Genomic DNA, 24,046 nt, shown 5'->3' on the forward strand with positions numbered 1-24,046 from the left:
TGCAAAGCGTGGGGCAAAAGACACCAATCCACCAACGACACAAAGATACGAATGCTCGCTTTGGGACCTGTTAGGTATTAAGTAGCAAAATTGCGGATTTGGCGAATTTCAAGTTAGAATCGCTGCGCTCTCTGCCGATATAGTAAGTAAATAATGGCGATTTTTTGACCACCCTGTACGGAGGAAAAGATGGGGAACTCAGCATATCTCAAAAAATACGTGGAAAACCACCCGAACAATAAAATGGCCTGGTATTTGCTCGGCAAGGAATACGAAGCGAGCGGGCAAGCCGGGAAAGCACAGTACTGCTATATTCAAGCGGGGAACGTGTACGAAGCGTTCGAATCCAGCAAAATCCCGCTGCCGGAGGAGGTGCTGTCCGGTTATAAGGAAGGGCTGATGAAGGAGACGCACCGGCGGGAGAAGCGGAGCCGCTTCATGCGAAAATTCAGCCTGGCGCTGCTGATCGCACTGCTGATGTGGATTCCTTCGGCCCATGCGCCGGGGGATCGGCAGGCGACGGTACCCGTGTCGGTCGGCGCCGATCCTGGGGAGGCGCCGGCCGAAGTGCCGGAGCCCGCGGCGGACCCGGCGGGCGGAGGCCCTCCTCCGGCGGCGCCGGCCTTCACGGGGCCGGCGTTCACCGCCATCGGCTACGGCCGCGATCCCGCCGGGACGCAGGCGGAGGCCGTGGGCGGTTTGCTCGCGCTGCAGCGGCAAACCGCCGTTCCCCCGCTCCATGCCGCGGCGCTTGGCATGGAGCGGGCCGGCGACTGGCTGGTCTGGTCGGACGACCTGCCCGTCGTGTTCGGCTTGGAGCAAAGTCCGGACGATGGCCGGACGACGCTCCAAGCCTATGATCCGGCGGCATGCGAGTGCACGCCGCCGGATCCGGCCGCGCTGCAGCAGCGCGCGCGGGAGTGGATTCCCCAGCAGGAATCGCTGGGCACGCTGGCTTCGGCGATGATCCATTACAAGCAGGCTAAGGGGACCTGGCCTGCCAGCCTGCAGGATCTGGCCGGGCCGTACCCCGACAACTGGATCGCCGGGACCGATCCGACGATGGTGCAGGCGTTTGACCCGCTGCTTGCGCAGCTTGACGGCTCGGTTTTATCCTCGCAGAAGCCGAGCGGCGTGCTTACCACGGCCTTGGCGGAGGGAATGGCTCCGGGGCAGCGGCCGTTTTTTGCCGAGCCGTATGAAATTATCGTCGATACGAAGGAGCATGTACTGGCGGTGGTCAGCGGAAATGTATTGATTCGGAGTTATCCGGTTGGGCTTGGCGGCGAGCGGACGCCGGAGGGCACGTTTGCCATTTCGGAGAAAGTGGTGAACCCAAATGGGAAGGATGACGGGGAGTTTGGCAGCCGCGGCATGCAGCTGTCGGATACGAATTACGCGATTCACGGAACGAACGAGCCGGACAGCATCGGGAAGGACGAGTCGCTCGGCTGCATTCGGATGGGCCGGAAGGACGTAGAGGAGCTGTTCGATCTTGTTCCAAAGGGAACGAAGGTGAGGATCGGGAAGGGGATATTGCCGAAGCTGAACAACGTCCCGGCGGAGCGTTTCGCCCTGGGCGACAGACAGGATCAGACCAATCCCCACCGCACATACCATTGGCTGGACTAGTTTAGGTTACGATCAAAAGGACGGCAGTCACGATGACGAGCGCGGCAACGATGGATATCGACCAGATGAGCGCTTTCTTGTTGACTTTGTCCTTTTTTTGCTGGAGTGTAGGCGGTTTGCGTTTGGTTGACATGGATATTTCCCCTCTCTAACCTAGTCTTAAGCGATATTGGAGGTGCTTTCTCCCTTATTGTAATGGCTTTCATCGCAAAATTCCATCACCTTGTTGCTTCTTTCACATACCAATTAGGTTAAACTTTTCTTTTCCAACGGAAACGGCTAAACTGAGAATAGCAAATTCATGCAAAGCGTAAGATCGGAGTGAACGTAAAAACGTGTTGTATCGCGCATTGGGAAAACCGGTGTTTTTCCGGATGGATCCGGAGAATGCCCATCATCTTGTTATCGATGGATTACATACTGCCGCTGCCATCCCCGGAATGATTCCAATTTTGCGCGGGATGTACGGCGTGCCGGAATCGCCGGAGCTGGCGACGGAATTATTCGGAATTCATTTTCCTTCCCCGGTGGGATTAGCTGCCGGTCTTGATAAAAATGCCGATGCGGTGCCGGGTTTTTCCGCGATCGGATTTGGATTTATGGAAGTCGGCACGGTGACCCCGCTGGGGCAACCCGGCAACGACCGGCCCCGGTTGTTCCGCCTGCCTCCCGAGGAGGCGCTGATTAACCGGATGGGATTCAACAACCGCGGGACGGAGGAGATGGCGAAGCGGCTGCAGGCGCTGACGCGGCGTCCGATTCCGATTGCCGTCAACATCGGCAAGAATAAAACGACGCCAAACGAAGAAGCTTTTCGCGATTATGAGAAATGCATTTCGGCTTTATACGAATACGCCGATTTTTTCGTCGTGAACATCAGTTCACCAAATACGCCGGACCTGCGTAAATTGCAGCATGGAAACGAGCTCGCTTCGCTGCTGGCCGCCGTGACGGACCGAATGGCGGCCGAGGCGGAGCGGCACGGGAAATCGAAGGCGGTGCTGGTCAAAATCGCGCCGGACGTCAGCTTTGACGAGCTGGAATTTATGGTCGATACGATCCGAAACAGCGGGGTCTCCGGATTGATCGCCACGAACACGACGTTGTCCCGGGAAGGGATTACGCACCCGAACGCTCGGGAAGCCGGAGGCTTGAGCGGCAAGCCGCTTGGCGCGCGATCGACGGAGATCATCTCCCGCGTCTATCGGCAAACGGGCGGTCAGTTGCCGATCATCGGGTCGGGCGGGATTTTTACGGCGGACGATGCCTACGCCAAAATCCGGGCCGGCGCCAGCCTGGTTGAAATCTACACCGCGCTGATTTACGAGGGGCCGGAAATCAATCGCAAGCTGCACCGCGGACTGCGGGAACTGCTGCGGCGGGACGGATATCGCCATATTCCCGAGGCGGTCGGGGCGGACCATCGTTAAGCGGACCGGCTGAAATCAAGCCGGGGGGACAGAAGACAGGAGGCACAAGGATGGACAATAGAGATTGGGGAACATTTTTGCTTCCATATGAACAAGCCGTGGAGGAGCTGAAGGTCAAATTCAAGACGATGCGCTCCGAATTGAAAAAACGCGAAGAATATGCGCCGATCGAATTCGTGACCGGGCGGGTCAAGAAAATATCCAGCATCCTGGACAAGGCGAAACGTTTGAACGTGGCTTTGGAGGATCTGGAAACCGGGATCGAGGATATCGCCGGCATTCGCATCATGTGCCAGTTCGTGGAGGATATCCGCCGGGTGGCGGAATACATTCGAATGCGCAAGGACCTCAAGGTATTATACGAAAAAGACTATATTACCAATTATAAAGAAAGCGGTTATCGCAGCTTTCATATGATCGTGGAATATCCGGTGCAAACCGCGCTCGGCCAAAAGCAAGTGCTGGCGGAAATCCAGATTCGCACGCTGGCGATGAATTTCTGGGCGACGATCGAGCATTCCTTGAACTACAAGTACCGGGAAAGCCTCCCCGAGGAGATGCGGGGCCGCCTCAAAAAGGCCGCTGAAGCCGCGTTCGTGCTCGACAACGAGATGTCCAGCATCCGGCAGGAGATATTGGCCGCGCAGAAGAGCTTCGAGGACGACTCCAACATCGTATCCTCGGTGCTTACGTCGATTCATCAGTTATACTTTTACCATCTGGTTTCCGAAGCGATTGAGGCCCAGGAGCGGTTCAACCGGCTGTGGGAAGCGAAGGATTTCGAGGGGCTGAAGCAACTGATGGGTGAAGTGAAAGGCCTCATCAAGCAGCACAAAAAAGTGGAGGAGCCCGGGGATGAGTTATGAGCCGCTGTTTGTGGCGTACCTAGTGTACTTCAACCGGGACCGCGACTACTTCGAGTGCCATGAGGTGCTTGAAGAGCTGTGGCTGGAGCGGGGGCGTGATCCGCTGTACAAAGGGCTGCTGCAGATCGCCGTCGGCCTGTTTCATGCGCGGCGCGGCAACTTGTCCGGGGGGCGGAAGATGCTGCTGTCCGCACTAGACCGGTTGTCCGCGTACCCGGAACAGACGCTCGGCATCGATCTGGGGAAGCTGCGTCGGGACACCGAAGTGTACGTCAGGAAGTTGGACGACGGAGGAAAGCAGGCGTTTGCCTATTACGATCTGACGATCCGTATGCTGGACCCGGAGCTGGTACGCGCGGTTGCAGCAGCGTCGGAGAATATTGCCCCCAATTTCCCGCAGCGGCGCACGCCGCAGCGCGGAGCTAAGCATGAGGAACGACAACAGAAGCTTGCGCAGCGGGAATCACGTCAGCAAGGCTGATTTCGGCCCGCCCCCCCGGTGTTGGGGAGGCGGGCGTTTTGCGGCATGAAGCGATAATTGACCGATACGAAGGATGGATGGGACAGGCATGGCGGTACAACCACCGAAGGTATTTTTGGAACGCATGCGGGAGCTGCTGGGAACGGAATATGCTGCTTTTTACGCGTCTTATGACGATCCCCGGTTTGCGGGAATCCGCGTCAACACGCTGAAAATCGATCCGGCTGCCTTCAGGGAGGTTGCGCCGTTCGAACTGCGGCCGATTCCCTGGTGCAACACGGGATACTATGTGGAAGAGCGGAGCAAGCCGGGCAAACATCCGTATTATCATGCCGGGCTGTATTACATTCAAGAACCAAGCGCCATGGCGCCCGTGGAGCTGCTGGACGTGGTTCCCGGGGAGCGGGTGCTCGACCTGTGCGCCGCCCCGGGCGGAAAGTCCACGCAAATCGCGGCTAAACTGGGGGGCAGCGGCATGCTCGTAACGAACGATATTAATGCGGAGCGGACCAAAGCTCTAGCCAAAAATATCGAGCTGTACGGCGTCCGGAACGCGGTCGTGCTGGCGGAGTCGCCGGAGCGGATCGCGCGGGCGTTTCCGTATTTTTTCGATAAAATTCTGATCGATGCGCCTTGCTCGGGCGAGGGCATGTTTCGGAAGGACGAGGATATGGCCCGGCAGTGGGAACCGGAATGGGTTCGGAAATATGCCGGCATGCAGCGGGAAATCTTGAAATCGGCCGCGTCTTTGCTGGCGCCGGGCGGAAGAATCGTATACTCCACTTGCACGTTTGCGCCGGAGGAGAACGAGGCGACGATCGCGGATTTCCTGATGGAGCATCCGGAGTTCCGGGTTGTGCCGCTGGGGCCGGACCCCTGCATCTCTCCCGGGCGGCCGGACTGGCTGGCATGGCTGAACGAGCGGGGAGGCGGGCGGATGTATCCGCCGGAAGTCGCTGCGCAAACCGCCGGCTGCGGCCGGCTTTGGCCGCATCAGGTGGAGGGCGAGGGGCATTTTCTCGCCGTGTTGGAGCGGCAGGAGGGCGTCGAGCCTCGGGAGGAAACCGGAGGAAATGGGGCAAGCTCTCCGGATGGGGACGGCTCATTCCGGAGCAAACGGGATTCCCGTCACGGCCATCGGACCCGCCCCGGCGCCGGGCGCGTGCCCAATGGAGCGAACGAGCGGGAACTGCTGGAAAGCTGGCGTGTCTTTGCCCGGGAGCATCTCAACGAGGTGGAGCTGCCGGGGGAACCGCTGCTGTTTGGCGGGAACGTCTACCTGTCGCCGCTGGGGAAAGAGCGCCTTGACGGTTTAAAGGTGGTCCGTCCGGGCTGGTACGTCGGAACCGTGAAGAACGGGCGGTTAACGCCCGGACAGCCTTTAGCAACGGCGTTATCTCCGGCGGAAGCGGTTCGGGTGCTGGATTTGCCCGCATCGGACGGCGAAGCGGTCCGATATCTGAAGGGAGAAACGCTGCAGGTTGGAGCGGAGCGGATTCGCTGCCGCGAGGGCGCCAGCCTGAAGGGATATGTTCTGGTTACGGTCGACCGCTATTCACTCGGCTGGGGCAAATGGCAGGATGGGTTGCTGAAGAACGAATATCCCGCCGGGTGGAGGTGGACGTAACATGAGTACCGGCAAAAAAACGCAACGACTGGATAAAATTCTGGGCCATCTCGGCTATGGAACCCGATCGGAGATTAAAAAATACGTCAAACAAGGCCGGGTCGCGATCAACGGTGCGGTCGTCAAGGACAGCGGCATTCAGTGCGATCCCGGTGCCGATGTCGTGGAGCTGGACGGGGAGCGGATCTTTTACCGCGAGTTCGTATATTTGATGCTACATAAGCCGCCGGGCGTCATCTCGGCCACTGAGGATACGCGGGAGAAAACCGTGCTGGATTTGCTTCCGGCGGCGTTTCGGGTGTTTTCCCCGTTTCCGGTCGGCCGGTTGGACAAGGATACGGAGGGCCTGTTGCTGCTGACCAACGACGGCCAGTTGGCCCACGACTTACTGTCCCCGCGCAAGCATGTGCCTAAAACCTACGAGGCCATTGTCCTCGGCCATGTCGGCGACGAGGAAGCCTCCCGGTTTCGGGAGGGCGTCGAGCTCGACGACGGCTACGTCACCATGCCAGCCGAGTTGACCGTGCTGGAGCGCGGTGCCGAAGCGGACGGTACCCGCATCTCCCGCATCCAATTGACCATCTCGGAGGGGAAATTCCATCAGGTCAAGCGGATGTTCGAAGCCGTCGGCTCTCGGGTCACCTACCTGAAACGCCTGTCGATGGGCCCGCTCGTCCTCGACGATAGCTTGCCGCTCGGCGCCTTCCGCGAGTTGACCGAGTCCGAGCTGGAGTCGCTGCGTACGTATAAAAGCCCTGCCTTAAAAAGTAATTAACGATCCGCTCTACCGTGAGCGATTCCCGCAGGGAGAGCGCCGGGTTGCTGGCATGAAGCCAAGAAGCACGCAGTAGCCCCCAACAAACCAGCGGTTTGCACAGCAGTGAGCGATTCCCGCAGGGAGAGCGTCCTACCTGCACGAAGTTGAAGGAAATAGGCGAAACATTGCAGTCGCCGCATGCAGGAGCGCTCGATGTAGAGCGTGCCCGTAGGGCGACAAGCGGCTCATCACGCTTGCCCGCCCGGGTGCGCCGACGGGAGCAGGGATGAGCAGCACGGTTTACCAGGTTGATCGGGAGCGCCCAAAGTAAGACGTACCCGAAGGGGGAAAAGCGTTCCACGAGCCCAAGGTAAGCGAATCCCCGGAGGGGAGAGCGTGCGGGAGCGCCTCATGCACTCCCGCGTTCCTCCCCTTTGCGGGAGACCAGAGGGCAGCAGGCCCTCGGGCCCCCTCCCTTACGGTAAGGGAGAGATGGGGAGGGTTGAGAAAGAAAGGAGAGACCACCACACATGAAATATAAACTGATCGCTTTGGATGTAGACGGCACCCTGCTCACCGACGACCACGTGCTGACCCCGGGAACGATCGAAACGATCCGGGCCATTGCGGAGCAAGGCACGGAGTTCGTATTATGTACCGGCCGGGCTCCCCGGAGCTCGATTCCCTATATGCGCAAGCTTGGACTGGGCGGTTATGTCATTTGCCATAACGGAGCGGCGACGGTCGACGTGCGGACCGGGGAAATTGTCCATGAATTCCCATTGAATCCGCACGGGTTGGAATCGTATATGGAGTATTGCCGCAGCAACAACGTCCATTTTGACGTGAATACCACCTTTGCGCTGTATGTGGAAAATGCGGCGGGGCTCACCAAGGAAGCGCTGGACATGTACCATCAGTTTCTGATGGAGCCGGAGGATATGCCGGGCTGGGCCGATTTTAGCGAACCGATTGTGAAATTTACCGCCGCCGGCGAAATGGACCAGTTGGATCGCGTATACGCGGACTGGAGCCGGTGGACGCAGGAGTTCAATATGCTGCGCAGCGGGGATTTCTTCATCGATTTGATGCATAAGGAGGCGTCCAAAGGCGCTGCCCTGCAAAAGCTGGCCGAAAAGCGCGGCATCCCGGCCGAAAATGTCATGGCGATCGGCAATTATTATAATGACTTGACGATGCTCAGATATGCTGGGTTGGGGGTAGCCATGGACAATTCCCCGCTGGACGTGAAAGCGGCGGCCAATGCCGTGACGGCCTCGAACAATGAGGAAGGCGTGAGGCAGGCCCTGGAAAAATACGTATTGGAAGAGCAACTGCGCTGAGATCTAGCTGAGATCTAAAGGATGATGAAGGAGGCCGCACCCGAAATGGATGCGGTCTTTTTGCTATCGGAAATGTTCAACGGTCCTTGGGCGATGCAGCAGCCAGGCCAGGCTTAGCCCTAAGCCAAGCAAGGCGAGAAACAATCCTCCGGAGAGCCCCAAGGTTCTAGGCGTCACGGCTTCCAGCAGGAAACCGGAGGCAAGCATGACGGCGCCCATCACGGTATTTTGCAAGGTGGCCAGTCCGCCGAAGAACCGCCCCTGCCATTCGGTTGGGATCAGCTGCATCAGGACCGTTTCGTTGCAAGCGTTGCCCACGCTGGTGATGACGGCCGATAAGACAAGCAGTCCCAAAAGCAGGAGGAACGAAGGCGATTGGCTGATCATTATTTGAAATATACCTTCAAGCAGCAATGCCAGGACGGCGGCCGTTCGCATCCGGCGGGCCATTCTGCCGGCGAGCCCGGAGCCGGCCAGCATCCCGGCCCCCAGCGCCCCATAGAGAAGCCCGATGCCGATATCCCCCATATGGAACACCTCGGCGGCATATACGCTGATGAGCACGTTAAATATCCCGTCCCCGATCGGCCAGACGGCGAACACGACCAGCATGATCCGCAAAAAGAAAGAATGGGCCGCCAGCCGGCGCAGCTCGGGCGTACGGCGGAACGCCGGTTTCGGCATCGGCTTCGCCTCGACGGCCCCCGCTTCCTCAACCGCGGGCTGCCCGGCTGGGTCCAGTCGAAGAAGCAGCAGACCGGAGATCAGGAAGGATATCGCGTTAAGCGCAAACGACACCTGCCCGCCCACTGCGGCCGCAAGAATGCCGCCCGTGACGGAGCCGCCGATCAGCACGAAGCCGACCATCGCCTGCTCCAGGCTGTTTACCGCCAACAGGTGTTCCCGGCGCACCAGCCGGGGGATCAACGACATGCGGGCCGGGGCGTAGACGGCTTCCCCGGCGGACAAGGCAAACGCGCTGACATAGATGATCCAGACGTCTCCGGAATCGCGAACCAGGAGCGGAGTTAGCGCAAAAAATAAGCGGACGACGTCGGTGAAGACCATGATCGTTTTTTTGGAGAAACGGTCGGCGAGCAGCCCGCCAAGCGGTCCGAAGACCAGGTACGGGAACAGGCGGACCGCAAAGGTAATCCCGACGGCCAGGCCCGAGCCGGTCAGCGATAATAACAAGCCAAGGATCGCCACCTGGCTGAACCGGTCGCCAATGCCGTTGACGAGCCCGGCCGCAAACAGGCGGCGGTAGGATGGTTCCTGGCGCAGGATCCGCAGAGAATTCATTTGAAGAGGACACTCCTTTTTTTAGGTAAAGTAAATATTACATCCATCTAATTAAACATATATCTAATTAGTTGGGCAAAAAAAGGCAACGAGGCGAAAGGCGATGCCTCATTGCTCGGGGAACTCAGGCCGCCGCGATCAAGGTGTGCTCTTGCCCCAGAGCTCCGGCGGGTTCAGCTCGTAAATGTCATTTTCGCGATACATGAAATGGTTCATGATAAACTCACGGCGGATCGTGGCGTAATCTCCATGGAAATTCTGGATGTATTCGTTGATTTCTTTCTCCGAATACTTGCGGTTCGGCTCCAGCCCCTTGACGAGGCGTTCGAGCACGATCAGCTTCTTCTTGCGTTGGGCCGGCAAATGTTTCAAAGTGCCGTCTTTGTTGAAGAAGATGTCCAGGACCGCGGCTTTGCGAGCCGCGTCTTCGTGCTTGTCCTCGGCCGCCGGAAGCGCCTTGCCGATTTTCAGGATCGCTTGGGCCTGAAGGGTGAGGCTCTTTTCATTCAAGTAAAAATAGATCGTATTCTTGTCGCGGCGCTCGTAAACCAAATCGGCTTCCCGCAGCTTGGTCATGTGATGCGTGATCGTCGGCGGCGTGACGCCAAGCTTCCCCGCCAGCGCCTGACCGTGCAGGGGGCCGTTCTGAAGCAACGCGATGATGCGGATGCGGGTGACATCGCCCACCGCTTTATGGAAATTGACCAACCGGTCCAGCTGCATAATCATCCCTCACTAATTCGATGATTGTATAATTAGATGATCGTATTATTCCATGGACCGCTTCTCTTTGTCAAGGGAAAGACAAAAAAATAACGGCGGAATCCGGCAGGATTCCAGCCGCTTGTACAGGCATGCCGTGGCATTTTATACCAGAAGGGTACGGGAAACGATAACGAGCAAGATGAACAGCACCAGAATAGCTCCCGTCGAAGTGAAGCCTCCTCCGTAGATTTCACCCATTGTTATTCCTCCCTTGCGTCAGGATAGGTTTCCCGTTAATCACGAGATAGTGTATTGTATGCTGGCTGGGAGGGCCCGGTCTGGACGAATGTCCGGATGGGGGACAATTGGGCGCGGTAATGAATTAATGTCGGAGCCCCTTGGGCAAGTGGTTCTTCAACTGCCCGCCGCTGGCTTTGCCCCAGCCCAGCGGGTATTGTCCGCCGCCGCAGGCAAGGGTCACGAGGTGCCAGCCGCGCAAGTCGGCGGGCACTTCCAGCGTTTCGCCGCGCAAGTAAGCGGCGGCGAGGGGCGAATCCTCGCCCAGCGTCCACAGGCGCGGGGCGGCTTCGGCCGCGTCAAGCGCCATGGCCAGCGCATGGGCGGGCTCGAACCGGCCTTTGCGGACGTCGCCGAGGTGCAGCCCGGCGCGCGGAACCTTCAGGCCGGTCAGGTGATCCGGCGTCAGCGCCAAGCCGCCGCCGGACGGCAGCAGGTACAGCGCCTCGCCGAACAGAAGCGGGGTGCCGCCGGCGGGAGGCGCGAAGGCCGGCAGCTCGTCCGCCGCCCAAGCGCGGAAGCTGTCCCAGGCCGCGGCGGCGTTTCGCTCCGCCGCGCCGGAGCGGCCCCCGCGCCCACGCCCGCGTTCCCGTTCGCGTCCGCTGCCGCTTACCGCGCTGGCGCCGCTGCGTCCGCCGCTGCCATAGGCTGCCGTGCCGTCCTTCTCCGCATTATCCCGCTCAATCAGGGCGACGTAATGGCCTTCGCCCTGCTCGCGGTGCGGCCAGATCCGCTTCTCGGCGATCAGCGTCAGGAAAGGATAGGCCGCCAGCAAGCGGGCGATCGTATCCTCGTTCTCGCGGCGGTTAAACGTACAGGTGGAGTAGGCGAGCCTCCCGCCGGGCTTCAGCATCGCCACCGCGTCCTGCAGGATGTCCCACTGCCGCGCGGCGCAGAGCTCCACCGTATCCGGCGACCACTCGCGAATCGCCTCCGGGTCCTTGCGGAACATGCCCTCGCCCGAGCAGGGGGCGTCCAGCATGATCCGGTCGAAGGCGAGCGGGAAGCGGGCCGCCAACGCCGGCGGCGCCGCCTGCGTCACGACGGCGTTCCGGATGCCGAGGCGCTCCACGTTTTCGGCCAGAATGCGCGCGCGCTGCGGGTGGATCTCGTTGCTGATCAGCAGGCCTTGTCCGGCCATTTTCGCGGCGATTTGGGTCGTTTTTCCGCCGGGCGCGGCGGCCAGGTCCAGCACCGTATGCCCGGGCTGCGGGTCCAGCAGCTCCACGGCGGACATTGCCGAAGGCTCCTGAATATAATATAGTCCGGCGGCGTGGTAGGGATGTTTCCCCGGCCGGGTCGACTCTTCGTAATAATAGCCCGTCCCGCACCAAGGCACCGGGCGCAAGCCGAACAACTCCGCAAGCCTGCCGGCAGCCGACGAGGCTTTGTCGATTTTAAGAGCGTTAAGTCTCAGTCCGTAAGCGCGGGGCGCGGCATAGCTTGCCAAAAACGCCTCCGCCTCGTCCGGGCCGAGCATGGCCGTCACCGCTTCCCGATAAGCGGCCGGCAGGGATGGGATATTCATAATTGCTGCTCCTTCCGTTGGGCCGGATGATCCGTCTCACTTCAGCAGTTTATCATATCGCTTTTTATTCTCAAAAGGGGAATGGATGTTCCTTCCTGCCTATGGCATAATGGAAAAAGAGACGGTCTTTATCGTAAAATCGTAAACGACATGCAAAGGAGAACCGCAATGAAACTGCTGCAGGCTTTATTTTTTCCGCCGGAACAGCCCGGGGGCGTATCGTCGATGATTCCGTACCTGCAAGACCGGTTTAATCCTCCCCATTGGGAGATGGAATTATTTTCGCTGCCGAAACGAATCCGCTCCAAAGGGAGCGATCCCGTCCTATTTCATACCTTTGATTGGCAGGAGTACGGGGAGAGCCCGATCGTGCAAAAATACGTCCAGACGTACCGCGACTACTTGTGGTGGACGAAGCTGCGGTTGAAGCAACCCTACGATCTGATCCATGCGCATCATCCGATCGCGGGGCTGGCGATGAAAGAAGTGTTCCCGCAAACCCCGGTCATCCAGAGCATTCACTCCAGTTATGAAAAAGAACTGATATTGAACGGCCGCATCCGGGAGAACGGGCCCGAGCACCGTTTCCTCACTTCGCTGTACCGCGAGCTGGAGCATCGCGCCGACCGGCTGTATACCGTATCGCAATCTTTTGCCGACTATTTGGCGCCTTACGTGGACGATCCCGCGGCCATCGGCGTGATCCCCAACGGCTTTGACGAGAAGCGGTTTAAGCCGATTCCCCACGACAACGAAGTCGCCCAATTGGTGACCGTCTGCCGCCTCGTGCCGGCCAAAGGGCTGGATACGCTGCTGCACGCCTGCGCTGAACTGAAGAAGCGCGGCCACAACTATGTGTTGCACATCATCGGCGACGGTCCGATTCGCCAAGAATTGGAGCAGCTGGCGCAACGTCTGGGTATTTATGACGAGACGATATTTTACGGATACACGCTGCATCCGGAGGAATTCATGCCGTTCTTCGACATCTTTGTGCTGTCGTCCCGGGCGGAAGCGTTCGGTTCCGTGTTTGCCGAAGCCGCGCTCTGCAGCCTGGCGCTCGTCGGAACGCGGATCGGCGGGATTGCCGAGCAAATCGAGGACGGCGTAAACGGGCTATTGGTGCCGCCGGAGGATGCGATGGGCTTGGCCGAGGCGCTGGAGAAGGTCATCGTTGATCCGGATTACCGTTACCAGTTGGCCCGCACCGGGTCGGAGAAGGCCAAAGCCCAATACTCGCTGAACCGGGTGGTGCACGAGCTGAAAAAGCTGTATCTGCAATTCAAGTAACCTGCAATTCACATAAGGAAAGAGTTGTTGCACGAATGGAAGCCTTTCGTTTTCTTCACGCGGCCGATTTGCATCTGGATACCCCCTTTTCGGGGATGTCCGGGGTGCCGGATCGGCTGCGCGGGTTTTTGCGGGAATCGACTTTCGCCGCATTTGACCGGCTGGTCCGGCTTGCGGTCGAGGAAGCCGTCGATTTCGTCGTGATCGGCGGGGATATTTACGACGCGTCGGATTCCTCGCTGCGCGCGCAGCTCCGCCTGCGGGAAGGCTGGGACAAGCTGGGAAAGCACGGTATCCCGGTCTATCTGATCCGCGGCAACCATGACCCTTTGTCCGGCCGAAGGCTGCGGTTGGCGCTGCCCGGGCATGTCACGGAGTTCGGCCCTCGGGCGCAAAGCGTAACCGCCGTCCGGCGCCGGGACGGGGAGCCGGTCGCGGTGCTGACCGGGGTATCTTATCCCGCTCCGGCGGTGCACGACAATCTGGCCTTGCAGTACCGGCGCGAGCCGGGCTCGTCGCTCTACCACATCGGGCTGCTGCATGGCAACGTGGACGGCCAGGAGGGGCATGACGCTTACGCGCCGTGCTCGCTCCGCGATCTGCAGGCCTCGGGCTACGACTATTGGGCGCTGGGGCATATCCATAAGCGGCAGATCCTCTGCGAGTCGCCGTGGGTCGTATACCCCGGCAACATTCAAGGACGCAGCTTGAAGGAGACCGGCCCGAAGGGCTGTTATCTCGTCGAGGTGGCGGAGAACGGGGAAGCGCAGTTGTCGTTTCGGCGCCTCGATCAGGTGCTGTGGCTCGAAAGCAAGCTTGCGATCGACGGGTTGGCCACCGAAGAAGCGTGGAAGGCGAGCGTGGAGGAACGGCTGGACGAACTGCGGGAAGCCGAGCCCGGCCGCATCACGGTGGTCCGGCTAACGTTTACCGGACGGGGGCCGCTGCATCCGCTGCTTCAGTCCGGACCGGAAGCGTCCGAGCTGCTGCAGGAACTGCGGCGCAAGGAAAGTGAACGGCTCGAGGGAGCCGGCTTCGGTACGGGTACGGATGCGGACGGTCTGCTGCCGGGCGAGGGGATCGTTTGGCCGGCAGGCTTTAAGCTCGAGACCGGCATGGAGCTGGACCGCGAAGGGCTGCTGTCGGAAGACAGCTTCCTTGGCGAACTGTTTCGGCTGGGCAAGCGAACGGCGGCTGAGCCCGAATGCGTGGAGGAACTGGTTGGCACCGCGCTGGCTCCGCTCTCGGACAACCGCCGACTTCGCCGGCTGCTTACGGAGCTGGCCCCGGCGGCTAGGCTGGATTTATTACGCCGGGCCGAGGAACTGGCGGCTGCCCTGCTGAACGAGGAGACGCCGCCGCTGCGGGAAGGGAGAGGAGCTCCATGAAGTTGGAACGGATGCAGGTCAGCGGCTTTGGCCGCCTGAACGGGCTGGACGTGGAGCTGCCCGGCCAAGTGACGGTGCTGTACGGTCCCAATGAGGCGGGAAAAAGCACGCTGCTTGGCTTCGTCCGGGCGATGCTGTTCGGCATTCCTTCCCGCGCGCTGGCGGCCGAGCGGTATGAACCGCTGCGGGGCGGGACGCACGGCGGGGCGCTGACGATTCTGGGCGACGACGGGGCGCGCTGGTTGATCGAGCGCTACGCGCAGCCGCCGGAAGGGCGGAATTTGCCCGGCACGCGCGGCGACCGGCTGCGGATCACGCGCAGCGACGTGCGCGGCGAAGTGCGTGAGGCGACGCAGGAAGAGATGCAGCGGGAGCTGCTCGGCGGCATGTCCAAAGCGATGTTCAAGCAGCTGTTCGCCGTGTCGTTGACGGAGCTGCAGGAAGTGGGCGCTTTGCAGTCGGAGGAGCTCAGCCGCTATTTGTTCCACGCCGGTATCGGCGGCGGGGCCGCGGTCCTGCGCGGGGAGAAAAGACTGGTCCAGGACATGGACAAGCTGTATCGCCCGCGCGGGCGGACGCAGGAAATCGCCCAGCTCCTTCAGGCGGTGGAGCGGCTGGAAAGCGAGGCCGAGGCGGCCAAAGCGCTGCTGCCGCGCTACAACGACGTGCTGGAGGAGCTGGAGCGGCTGGCAGCGCAGCTGGCGGAAGCCGAAGCGGCCCGCGCGGAGCGGGGCCGGGAGACGGCCCGCCTGCAGAAGGCGGCGGACAGCCGGGCCGATTGGCTGCAGCGCGAGGCGATCCGCGCGGAGCTGGCCGCGCTGCCGCCGGTCGCCCGCTTCCCCGCGCAGGGCGCGGCGCGCTGGCAGGCGCTGCAGGCGGAGCGCGAGCGCCTGCAGCTGGAGCGCGGCGAGTGGGCCCGGCGGCGGGAGGCGCTGCAGGCGGAGCTGGCGCGGCACCGCCCGGATGCGGCGGTGCTGGCGCAGGAGCCGGCGCTGCGGCAGCTGGCCGGCCGCCTGCCGGGCTACGAGGCCCGGCAGGGCGAGCTCGCGGAGCTGGCGGCGGAGGCGCTCCAGCTCGAGGGCCGGCTGGCCGAGTGCCTGCGCAGCATCAACCCGGCATGGGGCGCGGCGGAGCTGCGCGCTTTTGCCGGGACGGTCGGCGAACGGGAGAGCGTTCGCCGGTTTGCGTCGCGGTTCGCCGCGTACGACAAGGAGATGGAGCTGCTGCGGAGCGAGCGCGCCAAGCTGGAGCGGGCCGCGGCCGCCGCGGAGAAGACCGCCGCGGCGGCGGTCGCGCGGGTCGAGGACAGCGCGGCGGAGGGGCGGCGGCAGTTCGCCATGCTCGTCCCGCAGCAGCCGAGCGACATCCGCGCGCTCTGGACCGAGCTGCGCGGCGAGCTGGACCGCTGGCGGGACGGCGTGAGCCGGCTGGCGTCCGAGCAGCGGGCGGCGGATGCCAAGGCGCTGGCCGCGGCGCAGATGCGGGCGCTGTACCGCAAGCTGCTCGCCGGCTGCGGCGTGCTGACGGCGGCGCTGCCCGCCATCCTGTGGCTCACGGCGGATGCGCCTTGGGGCGCCGCGGCCGCGGCCGTCGTGCTGCTTGGCCTGGACGCCGCTTTAGCGCTGGCCGCCTTCCGCAGCGCGCCGGCGGCCGGCTCACGGCGCATGCGCCCCGGTCCGGCCGCGTTCGGCGCCGAGGACGCCGGCCCGGAGGCGCGCCTCGGCGCGTTGCTGTCCCGGCTCGTCCGCCATCCGCAAAGCGCCGCGGCCGCTTCCCGGTCGCGCAGCGGGGCCGCCTCTTCGTCCGGTCCGTTGGACTGGGACGAAGAGGAGCGGCAACTGCGCCGGCTAATGGAGGCCTGGCTGCTCTGGGACCAGCGCCATGCCGCGCTGGAGGGCGAAGCGGAAACCGCCCTTAGCCGGGCATCCGCTGCCCGGGACGAGCTTGCGGCCAACCATCGCGAGCTGACCCGGCGCGAAGCGGCCTTTGCGGAGCTGGCCGGGGAGTGGGAAGCGTGGCTGACGGAGCGGAGATTGTCGGCCGATTTGTCCCCGGAGGCGGCGTCGGACGTGTTCCGGCTAGCGGAGCAAGGCCGGGATTGGCTGGCCCGGCTCGACGGTCTGGCGGCCAAGATGGCCGCGCTGCGCGCGGAGAATGAGCGGTTTGAGCAGGAATGCCTTGCCTATGGAGACGAGGCAAAGCCCGGGTTGCAGGCGAGTGCGGTGCTGCGAGCGGCGCTGGCCCGGCTGGAAAGCGCGCTTGAAGCGCAAAGCCGGTTGGACCAGCTGTCCGCCAAGCTGCTGCCGCTGGAGGAGGAAGGTCAGCGCTTGGACGACCGCCTGCGTCAGGTGCTTGAATCGGAGCGGGCGTTGCTCGCCGAAGCCGGCGCCGCAGACGGCGAGGAACTGCTCCGGCGGGGCGCCGCGAGGGAACGGCGGGAGGCTTTGGAACGCGATCTTCGCCAATTGGAACTGATGTTGTTCGCCGGCCTGAACGAAGCCAAGCGGGCCGAGTTGGAGCGTCTCTTGCAAACGACCGAGGAAGCGGAGCTCCGGCAGCGGCTGGAGACGTCGGAGCAGGAATTGTCGCAAGCGGAAGCGCTGCTTGGACAGCTGCAGGAAAAACGCGGCCGCCTGCTGCAGGAGCAGGAAAGCTTAGCGGCTCGTTGTCAGCGGGACGATCTAATGCAGCAGTTGGAGGAACAGCGGGCGGCTTTAATCGACCGCCTCGACCAGTATGCGGTCATGGCCGTATGCCATGAGTTGATCGGCCGCGCGCGCCGGGTTTACGAAGAGGAGCGGCAGCCGGCCGTGCTGCAGGCCGCCTCGGGGTATTTTGCGGAAATGACCGGCGGCACTTACCGGCGCATCGTCATGAAAATGGGCACGCAGGAGCTCATGGCCGAGCATACGGAACTTGGGCCGATCGAAATCGCGTTCCTTAGCCGGGGTACGGCGGAGCAGTTGTATTTGGCCATGCGGCTGGCCTTGTCCGAAGCGGTCTCGGGACAAAGCCCCCTGCCGCTGCTGCTCGACGACCTGTTCGTCAACTTTGATGAAGGCCGCCTGGAAGGGGCGTTGTCGGTGCTGCGGACAGTGGCCGATCGCCAGCAGATTCTGATGATGACCTGCCATGAGCATGTCGTTCGCCGTGTCCAAGCGCTGCTGCCGGCGGCAAATATTGTGCGAATGCAGGCATAAATGCAGGGAATCGCAACTATCGAAGACCCCCGGGGCTTAGGACTTAGCCCCCGGGGTTTTCTTTTCGCCGGTACAAGCCCAACATCAGCGCCCATAACAAACTGAACAAGCCAAATACGGGATAAAGTACGGATAGCAGCGAACTGAAGCCGAACTGACTGGTGATATAACAGATAAATAAGATCGTAACCGAAATCAGCATCGGCGGCACCTGGATTCTCTGCTGCAACTGGAGCGTCACGCCATATACGTCGGCGACGAAGGTGCTGAAGATTTCCATGAAGATGAGCAGGACGTAAATCAGCTGAATGGCTGTCCCCAATTGCTGCGCGATGCTGCCCATCGGGATTTCGTATTGCACGATGCCCGGCATGTAGGCCGACAAGGCAAAATGCCCCGCCATCAACATAAAACCTACCCCCAGCCCGCCGAGAATGCCGCCCAAAACAATGACGCGGCGGCTTTCGGTATGACTGCCGATCGGTACGAGCACGGCCTGGGCCATCGACAGGTTAAAGGCGGAATACATCAACGGCGACGCCCAGGCCGCCACCAGCGCAGCATCGGTTTCCCTCGTCAAAAAGCGAGTCGCTCCCGGCGAACCGGCCGTATTCGAAATGATCGCGAGCGACAAAATCAGCATCATCGGCACGACGATCGAGTTGAGCTGCAGCACCCCTTTAATTCCCTTGCCCAGCAGAAGATAGGTGAAAATCAAGGTGATCCATAGGCCTGTCTGATAATGAAGCCCCAAATGTTCCATAAATACGGAGCCGGCTCCCGCGAGCATCACGCTGTTGACGCCGATCAGCACGATCAAGGTAAATAGGCTGAGCGCCCTGCCGATCCGTTCTCCAAACAGGCGGCGATTCAGATCTTCATAAGAAGCGGCTTTTATGTCGCGGGCAAGGAGCATCATTTTGGTTCCGAGCCAGACGAACAGCAGCGTCGACAACAGAATCGTCAATACGCCCCATTTGCCGTACCGGGTGAAAAACTGAAGAATTTCCTGTCCCGTCGCGAAGCCGGCGCCAACGACGGTGCCGATATAGGTGAAGGCGATCTGCAGAACTTTTACGGCATTTTTCAATGGTTTTCCCCCCGGTTCTTGTGCTATATATAGTACAGGGTATGTTGTCCAAGAACGGGACATGACTTAAACCTAGGAACGAAGTCGTCCAAAGAGTCGTGGAACGTGGAGACCTTATTTGGAGCAACCACTGCGAAATAAGTACGAAAAATTGCCCAATAAGGTCTCTCAGTTCCGTTACAGCGGGAAATGGCCGGGAAATGAGCAAATAAGGGCAATACGGTTCGTTAAGGTTGTTCCAAATGTCATCGGGGATGAACCGGAATTAATGATTTTGATCTTTGGAGGAAATCAGATGGAGTTGTTAAAACAAAAGATCGTAGAGCAAGGGGTCATCGTCTCGGACCAGGTGCTGAAGCTTGACGGACTGCTCAATCATCAGGTCGATCCGCAACTGACGATGCGGATGGGCCGGGAATTTGCCAAGCGGTTTCGCGATCAAGGCGTCACCCGTGTTATTACCGTCGAGTCGTCGGGGATTGCCGTGGCGTTTGCCACCGCTTACGAACTGGGCGTTCCGCTCGTGTTCGCGCGGCGGAAGAAAACGCTGCTGGCCGAGCCGGACATGCTGTGCGAACGGGTGCCTTCGTTTACGAAAGGCATTGTCACGGACATCTTGGTGTCGCGCGATTTTCTTGGGCAGAACGACCGGGTGCTGTTCATCGACGATATTATCGCCAACGGCGACGCCGCGCGGGGATTAATCAAAATCATCGCCCGTTCCGGAGCCGAGCTGGTGGGGGCGGGGATCGTGATCGAGAAGTGCTTTCAGCCCGGTGCGCAGGCGATTCGCGACCAAGGCATTCGGCTCGAGACGCTGGCGCGCATCACTTCCCTGGAGGGCGGCCGAATTACGTTTGCCGACTAGGACAAAGGGGCAAAGAAAAAGGTGCCAAATTTCGGTTAATCCTTTGCAGGCCCCTTTTTTTTCGCTATAATGAGGATTACTAGGGAGAGGAGGCTTAAAATATGGGGAAAGAATTGGCAGTAGATGCGGAGTTTTTTCTTTCGAAATTGTCCGAAGCGAAGGTTACTTTTGAACGTGCCCTGGATTGCAAACATACCGAGTTTGATGACCTTTATCCCTATATGCTTGAACATCCCCAGTTTTTCTGGTACAAACGCTATGTAGCATGGTCGCAATTGTTGACGATAGCCGGGCTGTGCCAAGAGCTCGAGGTGCCCTGGAAGGAACAGTTCAGTCCGCAACAGGTAGGGTATTTGGAACAGAGGGTCATGTCGGCAAAAGTGCTTGATTTCTGGTTCGAAACGAATGACAGCCGGGAGCATGCTTCGCGATAAGCGGTTACCGTGCTGATTCCGCAAGCGGCCTGATCTTAACGGCGGCGCCGTACCGGTTGATGTAGGCATTCGAAGTCCCGTTGGTTCGCCGGCGGGGCTTTTTTTGCGCTTGGCGTCAGGTCAACCCTCGCTGTCCGGCTTTGAACGATAATCCCGTTTAATCAGGTAGCAGAGAACAAGACCGACTCGAAGAAGAAATTTGGCGGCGAAACCGAACGGTTCGATCATGAGACGGACTTAAGCCTATGCGTCAGGCTGGAGGCGGATAGGATGGCGTTACCGCTGTCGGATGGGATCGGATTGGATTAAAAACCCGTTTTTCGTTTCTAACGCGTCTGTCCCTGCTATCCGTCCGGTGGCTTCGCTTCGACCAACCTCGATCCATGCACACTGAACAAAAGGGATAATGGTGCAAAGCGGCATTGCAGAGGATAACTAGTATAATAGAGGTTGTTCCCTAAATCAGGAGGTGGGAAATTCGATGATATCAGATGAAGCGCTGGATCAATACCGGCTGTCCGGAGAAAAAGTGCGCGTCGTACGCGACGGCATTCCGGAAAACGATGTGCGGGGGATCGTAGTGGCCTGGGACGACACGCACGTGTTAATCCGCAAGCCGAACCGCAACGTGGTCAAGCTGGATCGCAATTACATTTACCAGCCTGCGAGCGAGCCTAGGATTTCGCCGCTGGATTAAGCATATTTTTTGCGGGTCGGGACATCGTATAAAGTGAGCGTTTTTGCAGATATCCTCTACAGGAAAGGATGTTCCGCCATGTCGCTGGTCAGCGATAAAATAAAAGCTTACAAAGACGAGATCAACCGTTTCGGGGAAGCCTTGCCGAAGATAACGGAAGCGTACCATACGTTCACTGGCGAAAGCCTGTCGGACGGCACGCTGGACGCTAAAACGAAGCAGTTGATCGCGCTCGGGATCGCTTTGTCCACCAATAACGAAATCTGTACGTTCTACCATGCCGAGGAGGCAAAGTCGAAGGGAGCGACCGATGCGGAGATTTTGGAAACGGTCGCCGTGGCTTCCGCGGCCCTGGCCGGCAACGCGTTGTCGCAGGGTGTAACCCGCGTGCAGCAGGCTTTGTCCTCGCTGCCTGTGCAATAACGGAGAAAGGGCCCTTCAGGGTATGGACCACACCTTGGAGGGTCTCTTTTTTTGCTGGGTTTGCCGGGAAGGCGCCATCGCCCGCCGCCGCTGCCTATCCATACATAAAAAAGAGGTGCATTATGAATGAACTATTTTCAATAGGAGAAGTTTCCAAACTGTTTAATATAGATGTCCGCCTGCTTCGGCACTACGACAAAATATCCTTGCTGAAGCCGGAGTTTATCAATGAAGAAAATGGTTACCGGTATTATTCTACACGCCAATTTGAGTGCCTGAATACGATCCGTTATCTTCGCTCTTTAAATGTTCCGCTTCCCAAAATCCGCGAGTTTTTTGAAAATCGCGACGATAAAAAAATGCTTGAAATTCTAATGGAACAAAAAAGACAGGTAGATGAAGAGCGGAAACGACTGGATCGGATAGAAAAAAAGATTCACAGGAGGATTCTGCAAATTGAAGATGCCTCACAAACTGAATATGGCAGAATAGAAGAACGCAAGCTGAACGATAGAACGCTTGTCATGCTGAAGAAAGAAATCTCCGTTGCAGAAGATTTGGAACATCCTATCCGAGAATTGGAGCAAAAGAATTCTCTCAACTCCGTTATGTTTCTCGGAAAGGTCGGTGTCTCGATTTCATCCGAAAATCTATTGAAACGGAATTTTGATAAATTTTCTGCCATTTTTGTTGTTCTTGAGCCAGGGGATGATGATGTGAAAGAGGCATGTTGTCTGCCGGGGGGATGTTATCTTACGCTGCGCTTTCATGGCACACACAAGGATGCGGAGCCTGCCTACGTCAAAATGTTTCAGTACATGGAACAAAAGGGGTATATTCTTGCAGGTGATTCACTTGAATTTGCTTTAATAGATTACGGACTCACCAACGATCCTACCAAATTGACTACTGAAATACAAATTCCATATACAACAACTTGACCCTCCAACTATTGGAGGGTTTATTGTGTTTCATATAAAGGAGAGAAATGAAGGTTAGGTCTGAAGAAAGGAATAGGTGAAAAACATCATCCATTTTGGGCCCGGTGGAAAGTGCTCTTCATGGTGTCTGTGGCTCTTCATAAAAACTGTAATCTAACCCATAAGGAGGAAGTTGTCGTGAAATTTATTGTTCAACCGGGGGTTTTTCAAGTTCTGAATGATGTCTGCTTTGCAGTAGTTTCGGCATCTGGCATTGATAATACGCAGAAGTTACCTGAAATCGAAGAACTGCTGCAAAAAAGGATCCTGTGTTGCGAAAATGATTTTGCAAACAAAGAAGTAAAGAACAGCGAGGAAATCAGCTGTTATCGGAATGCATTTCGCGCAATGGATGTAAATCCCAACAAATATATGTGCTCAATAGAGGCATTGCTGACCCGAATCTCCAAAAGGAAGGGTCTTCCATCTATAAATCCTATTGTTGATTTGGGAAATGCCATTTCATTAAAATATAAAGTTCCCATTGGTGCGCATGATCTTAACAGTTCTAACGAGGATTTTTACGTTCGTCTCTCTCAAGAGGGAGATATCTTTATCCCATTTGGCGAAACCGCAGGCGAGCGGATGGATATTGGTGAGATCGTATATGCTACCGGGCATTCTGTTCGTACTCGAAGATGGATTTGGCGACAAAGTGAACTAGGTAAGATCACTAGTGGAACCAATAGCGTAATATTCCCTATTGATGGCTTTGAGCATGCCAATAAAGAACAGCTTTTGTCCGCACAAGATGAACTTGCAACTTTGCTGAAACGATATTTCAATTGCAAGGTACAGACAGGTTGGGTTGATTCTGAAAATAGAATGTTTAATGTTTAAACGATTTCTTGACATGTTGATCTCATTTTTACTACCTCTTCCAGCTATATAAAAAAGAGGGGATTCATTGCCACTTAAAGGGTCCCTTTTTTGCCGCAACTTGCAGGGGAGGAGACGTCGCCGCTTCCCGGCTGGCGGTTTCGGAGGATAGCCGCTCCTTGGCGGAGGCGCCCCCGCTGCCGAGATAAGCGCGCATCCGGGTGGACACCTCACGCTGCAAGCCGGCCCACAAAATCCGCATCTTGCCATGGTATCCCCGGCAGCGGTAGTCCGCCTGAATGCCGTTCTCGTCTTGACGAATCCGTTCGATTTCAATGTTCCGTTCGCGGAATTTGCCTTGAATCTCCGAGAGGACCAACGCGACACGGCGCTCGCCGCCGCGGATGAGATCGACGTAAGCTTCCGGGCTCTTCAGCAGCCCGCTTTGTTCGAGAATTCGGGCGTCCCGCTCGAATACCTTCTGTAAGAAACCGAGCAGCAGCGCGCTCTTGATGAGCGCCAGTTCTTCTTCCTTGATGCCGGGAACGGCCATGGAACAACACTCCTTTACGCGAACTTATGTTCTTATCATACCCTAGCGCAACGTTTTTAATCAAGGGGTCCCATGAAACTTTTCCATTGACTTCTCAATGCAGGGCGTGGTATGATCTATCTTGTCGCTGCAAAATGTATTTTTGCTCGATACCCATTATGCGGTCGTGGCGGAATTGGCAGACGCGCACGGTTCAGGTCCGTGTGGGCTAACCCCCCGTGGAGGTTCGAGTCCTCTCGACCGCATCAATCTAACAATGAACAAGCTCTTGAGTTTCCTGTAGCGGAAATTCAGGAGCTTTTTTGCATATTCGTAATTTGCAAGGTACCGCTTCAG

At 58.7% G+C, this 24,046-nt stretch carries 23 protein-coding genes and 1 tRNA gene; 17 read left to right on the plus strand and 7 right to left on the minus strand.

Annotation, left to right across the window (positions count from 1 at the left end; genetic code table 11):
* Positions 1-189 precede the first annotated feature (189 nt).
* Complete coding sequence (locus ACZF99_RS08540; RefSeq protein WP_483610814.1) at positions 190-1,632, plus strand: L,D-transpeptidase family protein; 1,443 nt, start codon at positions 190-192, stop codon at positions 1,630-1,632.
* Between the two features lies 1 nt (position 1,633).
* On the opposite strand, the gene ACZF99_RS08545 is transcribed toward ACZF99_RS08540, so the two are convergent.
* Positions 1,634-1,765: a hypothetical protein gene (locus tag ACZF99_RS08545; RefSeq protein WP_483610816.1), complete on the minus strand. Its 132-nt coding sequence runs from the start codon at positions 1,763-1,765 to the stop codon at positions 1,634-1,636.
* A gap of 202 nt (positions 1,766-1,967) precedes the next feature.
* Between ACZF99_RS08545 and ACZF99_RS08550 the strand changes: the two genes are divergently transcribed.
* The 6 genes from ACZF99_RS08550 (at position 1,968) to ACZF99_RS08575 (ending at position 8,136) form a co-directional block, all read left to right on the plus strand.
* On the plus strand, positions 1,968-3,062 hold the full coding sequence (locus tag ACZF99_RS08550) for a quinone-dependent dihydroorotate dehydrogenase (protein WP_483610818.1): 1,095 nt from the start codon (positions 1,968-1,970) through the stop codon (positions 3,060-3,062).
* Between the two features lie 50 nt (positions 3,063-3,112).
* Positions 3,113-3,928 (plus strand): GTP diphosphokinase, encoded by an 816-nt coding sequence (gene yjbM / locus ACZF99_RS08555; protein ID WP_483610820.1) that lies wholly within the window; start codon positions 3,113-3,115, stop codon positions 3,926-3,928.
* A complete protein-coding gene (locus ACZF99_RS08560) occupies positions 3,918-4,409 on the plus strand; it encodes a DUF309 domain-containing protein (protein WP_483610822.1) in 492 nt (163 codons plus the stop codon). The genes yjbM and ACZF99_RS08560 overlap by 11 nt, the downstream gene beginning before the upstream one ends.
* Before the next feature lie 88 nt (positions 4,410-4,497).
* A complete protein-coding gene (locus ACZF99_RS08565) occupies positions 4,498-6,036 on the plus strand; it encodes an RsmB/NOP family class I SAM-dependent RNA methyltransferase (RefSeq protein WP_483610824.1) in 1,539 nt (512 codons plus the stop codon).
* 1 nt (position 6,037) lies between these two features.
* Positions 6,038-6,811, plus strand: coding sequence for a pseudouridine synthase (locus ACZF99_RS08570; RefSeq protein ID WP_483610826.1), 774 nt, complete (start codon positions 6,038-6,040; stop codon positions 6,809-6,811).
* A 512-nt stretch (positions 6,812-7,323) separates the two neighbouring features.
* Positions 7,324-8,136 (plus strand): Cof-type HAD-IIB family hydrolase, encoded by an 813-nt coding sequence (locus tag ACZF99_RS08575; RefSeq protein WP_483610828.1) that lies wholly within the window; start codon positions 7,324-7,326, stop codon positions 8,134-8,136.
* Between the two features lie 63 nt (positions 8,137-8,199).
* On the opposite strand, the gene ACZF99_RS08580 is transcribed toward ACZF99_RS08575, so the two are convergent.
* The 4 genes from ACZF99_RS08580 to ACZF99_RS08595 form a co-directional block, all read right to left on the minus strand.
* On the minus strand, positions 8,200-9,438 hold the full coding sequence (locus tag ACZF99_RS08580) for an MFS transporter (protein ID WP_483610830.1): 1,239 nt from the start codon (positions 9,436-9,438) through the stop codon (positions 8,200-8,202).
* 138 nt (positions 9,439-9,576) lie between these two features.
* Entirely contained in the window at positions 9,577-10,161 is a 585-nt protein-coding gene (locus ACZF99_RS08585; RefSeq protein ID WP_483610832.1) for a DUF2087 domain-containing protein, read from the minus strand.
* 144 nt (positions 10,162-10,305) lie between these two features.
* Positions 10,306-10,401, minus strand: a complete 96-nt coding sequence (locus tag ACZF99_RS08590) for a sporulation protein YjcZ (protein ID WP_193415011.1) — start codon at positions 10,399-10,401, stop codon at positions 10,306-10,308.
* Positions 10,402-10,525: 124 nt separating this feature from the next.
* The gene (locus ACZF99_RS08595) at positions 10,526-11,968 is read right to left on the minus strand and encodes an RsmB/NOP family class I SAM-dependent RNA methyltransferase (RefSeq protein ID WP_483610834.1); all 1,443 of its coding nucleotides are present in this window, start codon (positions 11,966-11,968) and stop codon (positions 10,526-10,528) included.
* A 168-nt stretch (positions 11,969-12,136) separates the two neighbouring features.
* Between ACZF99_RS08595 and ACZF99_RS08600 the strand changes: the two genes are divergently transcribed.
* Genes ACZF99_RS08600 through ACZF99_RS08610 form a run of 3 tightly spaced genes read left to right on the plus strand, consistent with a single transcriptional unit; the run spans position 12,137 to position 17,846 of the window.
* Positions 12,137-13,258 carry a glycosyltransferase family 4 protein gene (locus tag ACZF99_RS08600; protein ID WP_483610836.1) on the plus strand — a complete coding sequence of 374 codons (1,122 nt, stop codon included), beginning with the start codon at positions 12,137-12,139 and terminating at the stop codon, positions 13,256-13,258.
* A gap of 35 nt (positions 13,259-13,293) precedes the next feature.
* The gene (locus tag ACZF99_RS08605) at positions 13,294-14,646 is read left to right on the plus strand and encodes a metallophosphoesterase family protein (RefSeq protein ID WP_483610838.1); all 1,353 of its coding nucleotides are present in this window, start codon (positions 13,294-13,296) and stop codon (positions 14,644-14,646) included.
* Complete coding sequence (locus tag ACZF99_RS08610; protein ID WP_483610840.1) at positions 14,643-17,846, plus strand: AAA family ATPase; 3,204 nt, start codon at positions 14,643-14,645, stop codon at positions 17,844-17,846. Before ACZF99_RS08605 ends, ACZF99_RS08610 begins: the two co-directional genes overlap by 4 nt.
* Positions 17,847-17,889: 43 nt before the next feature.
* On the opposite strand, the gene ACZF99_RS08615 is transcribed toward ACZF99_RS08610, so the two are convergent.
* Positions 17,890-18,936, minus strand: coding sequence for a YkvI family membrane protein (locus ACZF99_RS08615; protein WP_483610842.1), 1,047 nt, complete (start codon positions 18,934-18,936; stop codon positions 17,890-17,892).
* Between the two features lie 295 nt (positions 18,937-19,231).
* On the opposite strand from ACZF99_RS08615, the gene xpt reads away from it, so the two are divergent.
* The 6 genes from xpt (at position 19,232) to ACZF99_RS08645 (ending at position 23,178) form a co-directional block, all read left to right on the plus strand.
* Positions 19,232-19,804, plus strand: a complete 573-nt coding sequence (gene xpt / locus ACZF99_RS08620; RefSeq protein WP_483610844.1) for a xanthine phosphoribosyltransferase — start codon at positions 19,232-19,234, stop codon at positions 19,802-19,804.
* A 101-nt stretch (positions 19,805-19,905) separates the two neighbouring features.
* Positions 19,906-20,238 (plus strand): hypothetical protein, encoded by a 333-nt coding sequence (locus ACZF99_RS08625; protein WP_178022909.1) that lies wholly within the window; start codon positions 19,906-19,908, stop codon positions 20,236-20,238.
* 481 nt (positions 20,239-20,719) lie between these two features.
* Positions 20,720-20,935, plus strand: coding sequence for a hypothetical protein (locus ACZF99_RS08630; RefSeq protein WP_270406205.1), 216 nt, complete (start codon positions 20,720-20,722; stop codon positions 20,933-20,935).
* 78 nt (positions 20,936-21,013) lie between these two features.
* Entirely contained in the window at positions 21,014-21,358 is a 345-nt protein-coding gene (locus ACZF99_RS08635) for a carboxymuconolactone decarboxylase family protein (protein WP_483610847.1), read from the plus strand.
* Positions 21,359-21,480: 122 nt separating this feature from the next.
* A complete protein-coding gene (locus ACZF99_RS08640) occupies positions 21,481-22,299 on the plus strand; it encodes a MerR family transcriptional regulator (RefSeq protein ID WP_483610849.1) in 819 nt (272 codons plus the stop codon).
* A gap of 177 nt (positions 22,300-22,476) precedes the next feature.
* Positions 22,477-23,178 carry a B3/B4 domain-containing protein gene (locus tag ACZF99_RS08645; protein WP_483610851.1) on the plus strand — a complete coding sequence of 234 codons (702 nt, stop codon included), beginning with the start codon at positions 22,477-22,479 and terminating at the stop codon, positions 23,176-23,178.
* A 64-nt stretch (positions 23,179-23,242) separates the two neighbouring features.
* Here the strand turns inward: ACZF99_RS08645 and ACZF99_RS08650 are convergent, their stop codons facing one another.
* On the minus strand, positions 23,243-23,710 hold the full coding sequence (locus ACZF99_RS08650) for a YhjD family protein (RefSeq protein WP_483610853.1): 468 nt from the start codon (positions 23,708-23,710) through the stop codon (positions 23,243-23,245).
* 160 nt (positions 23,711-23,870) lie between these two features.
* Here ACZF99_RS08650 and ACZF99_RS08655 point away from each other — a divergent pair.
* Positions 23,871-23,955: transfer RNA gene (locus ACZF99_RS08655), tRNA-Leu, on the plus strand.
* Positions 23,956-24,046 lie beyond the last annotated feature (91 nt).

The sequence above is a fragment of the Paenibacillus sp. JL3B1040 genome, from assembly GCF_057063165.1.

Excerpts from the sequence above, each read along its gene's own strand:
- ACZF99_RS08540 (WP_483610814.1), top strand. The coding sequence starts at position 190 with ATGGGGAACTCAGCATATCTCAAAAAATACGTGGAAAACCACCCGAAC.
- ACZF99_RS08545 (WP_483610816.1), bottom strand. The coding sequence starts at position 1,765 with ATGTCAACCAAACGCAAACCGCCTACACTCCAGCAAAAAAAGGACAAA.
- yjbM (WP_483610820.1), top strand. The coding sequence starts at position 3,113 with ATGGACAATAGAGATTGGGGAACATTTTTGCTTCCATATGAACAAGCC.
- ACZF99_RS08560 (WP_483610822.1), top strand. The coding sequence starts at position 3,918 with ATGAGTTATGAGCCGCTGTTTGTGGCGTACCTAGTGTACTTCAACCGG.
- ACZF99_RS08565 (WP_483610824.1), top strand. The coding sequence starts at position 4,498 with ATGGCGGTACAACCACCGAAGGTATTTTTGGAACGCATGCGGGAGCTG.
- ACZF99_RS08570 (WP_483610826.1), top strand. The coding sequence starts at position 6,038 with ATGAGTACCGGCAAAAAAACGCAACGACTGGATAAAATTCTGGGCCAT.
- ACZF99_RS08575 (WP_483610828.1), top strand. The coding sequence starts at position 7,324 with ATGAAATATAAACTGATCGCTTTGGATGTAGACGGCACCCTGCTCACC.
- ACZF99_RS08580 (WP_483610830.1), bottom strand. The coding sequence starts at position 9,438 with ATGAATTCTCTGCGGATCCTGCGCCAGGAACCATCCTACCGCCGCCTG.
- ACZF99_RS08585 (WP_483610832.1), bottom strand. The coding sequence starts at position 10,161 with ATGCAGCTGGACCGGTTGGTCAATTTCCATAAAGCGGTGGGCGATGTC.
- ACZF99_RS08590 (WP_193415011.1), bottom strand. The coding sequence starts at position 10,401 with ATGGGTGAAATCTACGGAGGAGGCTTCACTTCGACGGGAGCTATTCTG.
- ACZF99_RS08595 (WP_483610834.1), bottom strand. The coding sequence starts at position 11,968 with ATGAATATCCCATCCCTGCCGGCCGCTTATCGGGAAGCGGTGACGGCC.
- ACZF99_RS08600 (WP_483610836.1), top strand. The coding sequence starts at position 12,137 with ATGAAACTGCTGCAGGCTTTATTTTTTCCGCCGGAACAGCCCGGGGGC.
- ACZF99_RS08605 (WP_483610838.1), top strand. The coding sequence starts at position 13,294 with ATGGAAGCCTTTCGTTTTCTTCACGCGGCCGATTTGCATCTGGATACC.
- ACZF99_RS08610 (WP_483610840.1), top strand. The coding sequence starts at position 14,643 with ATGAAGTTGGAACGGATGCAGGTCAGCGGCTTTGGCCGCCTGAACGGG.
- xpt (WP_483610844.1), top strand. The coding sequence starts at position 19,232 with ATGGAGTTGTTAAAACAAAAGATCGTAGAGCAAGGGGTCATCGTCTCG.
- ACZF99_RS08625 (WP_178022909.1), top strand. The coding sequence starts at position 19,906 with ATGGGGAAAGAATTGGCAGTAGATGCGGAGTTTTTTCTTTCGAAATTG.
- ACZF99_RS08630 (WP_270406205.1), top strand. The coding sequence starts at position 20,720 with ATGATATCAGATGAAGCGCTGGATCAATACCGGCTGTCCGGAGAAAAA.
- ACZF99_RS08635 (WP_483610847.1), top strand. The coding sequence starts at position 21,014 with ATGTCGCTGGTCAGCGATAAAATAAAAGCTTACAAAGACGAGATCAAC.
- ACZF99_RS08640 (WP_483610849.1), top strand. The coding sequence starts at position 21,481 with ATGAATGAACTATTTTCAATAGGAGAAGTTTCCAAACTGTTTAATATA.
- ACZF99_RS08650 (WP_483610853.1), bottom strand. The coding sequence starts at position 23,710 with ATGGCCGTTCCCGGCATCAAGGAAGAAGAACTGGCGCTCATCAAGAGC.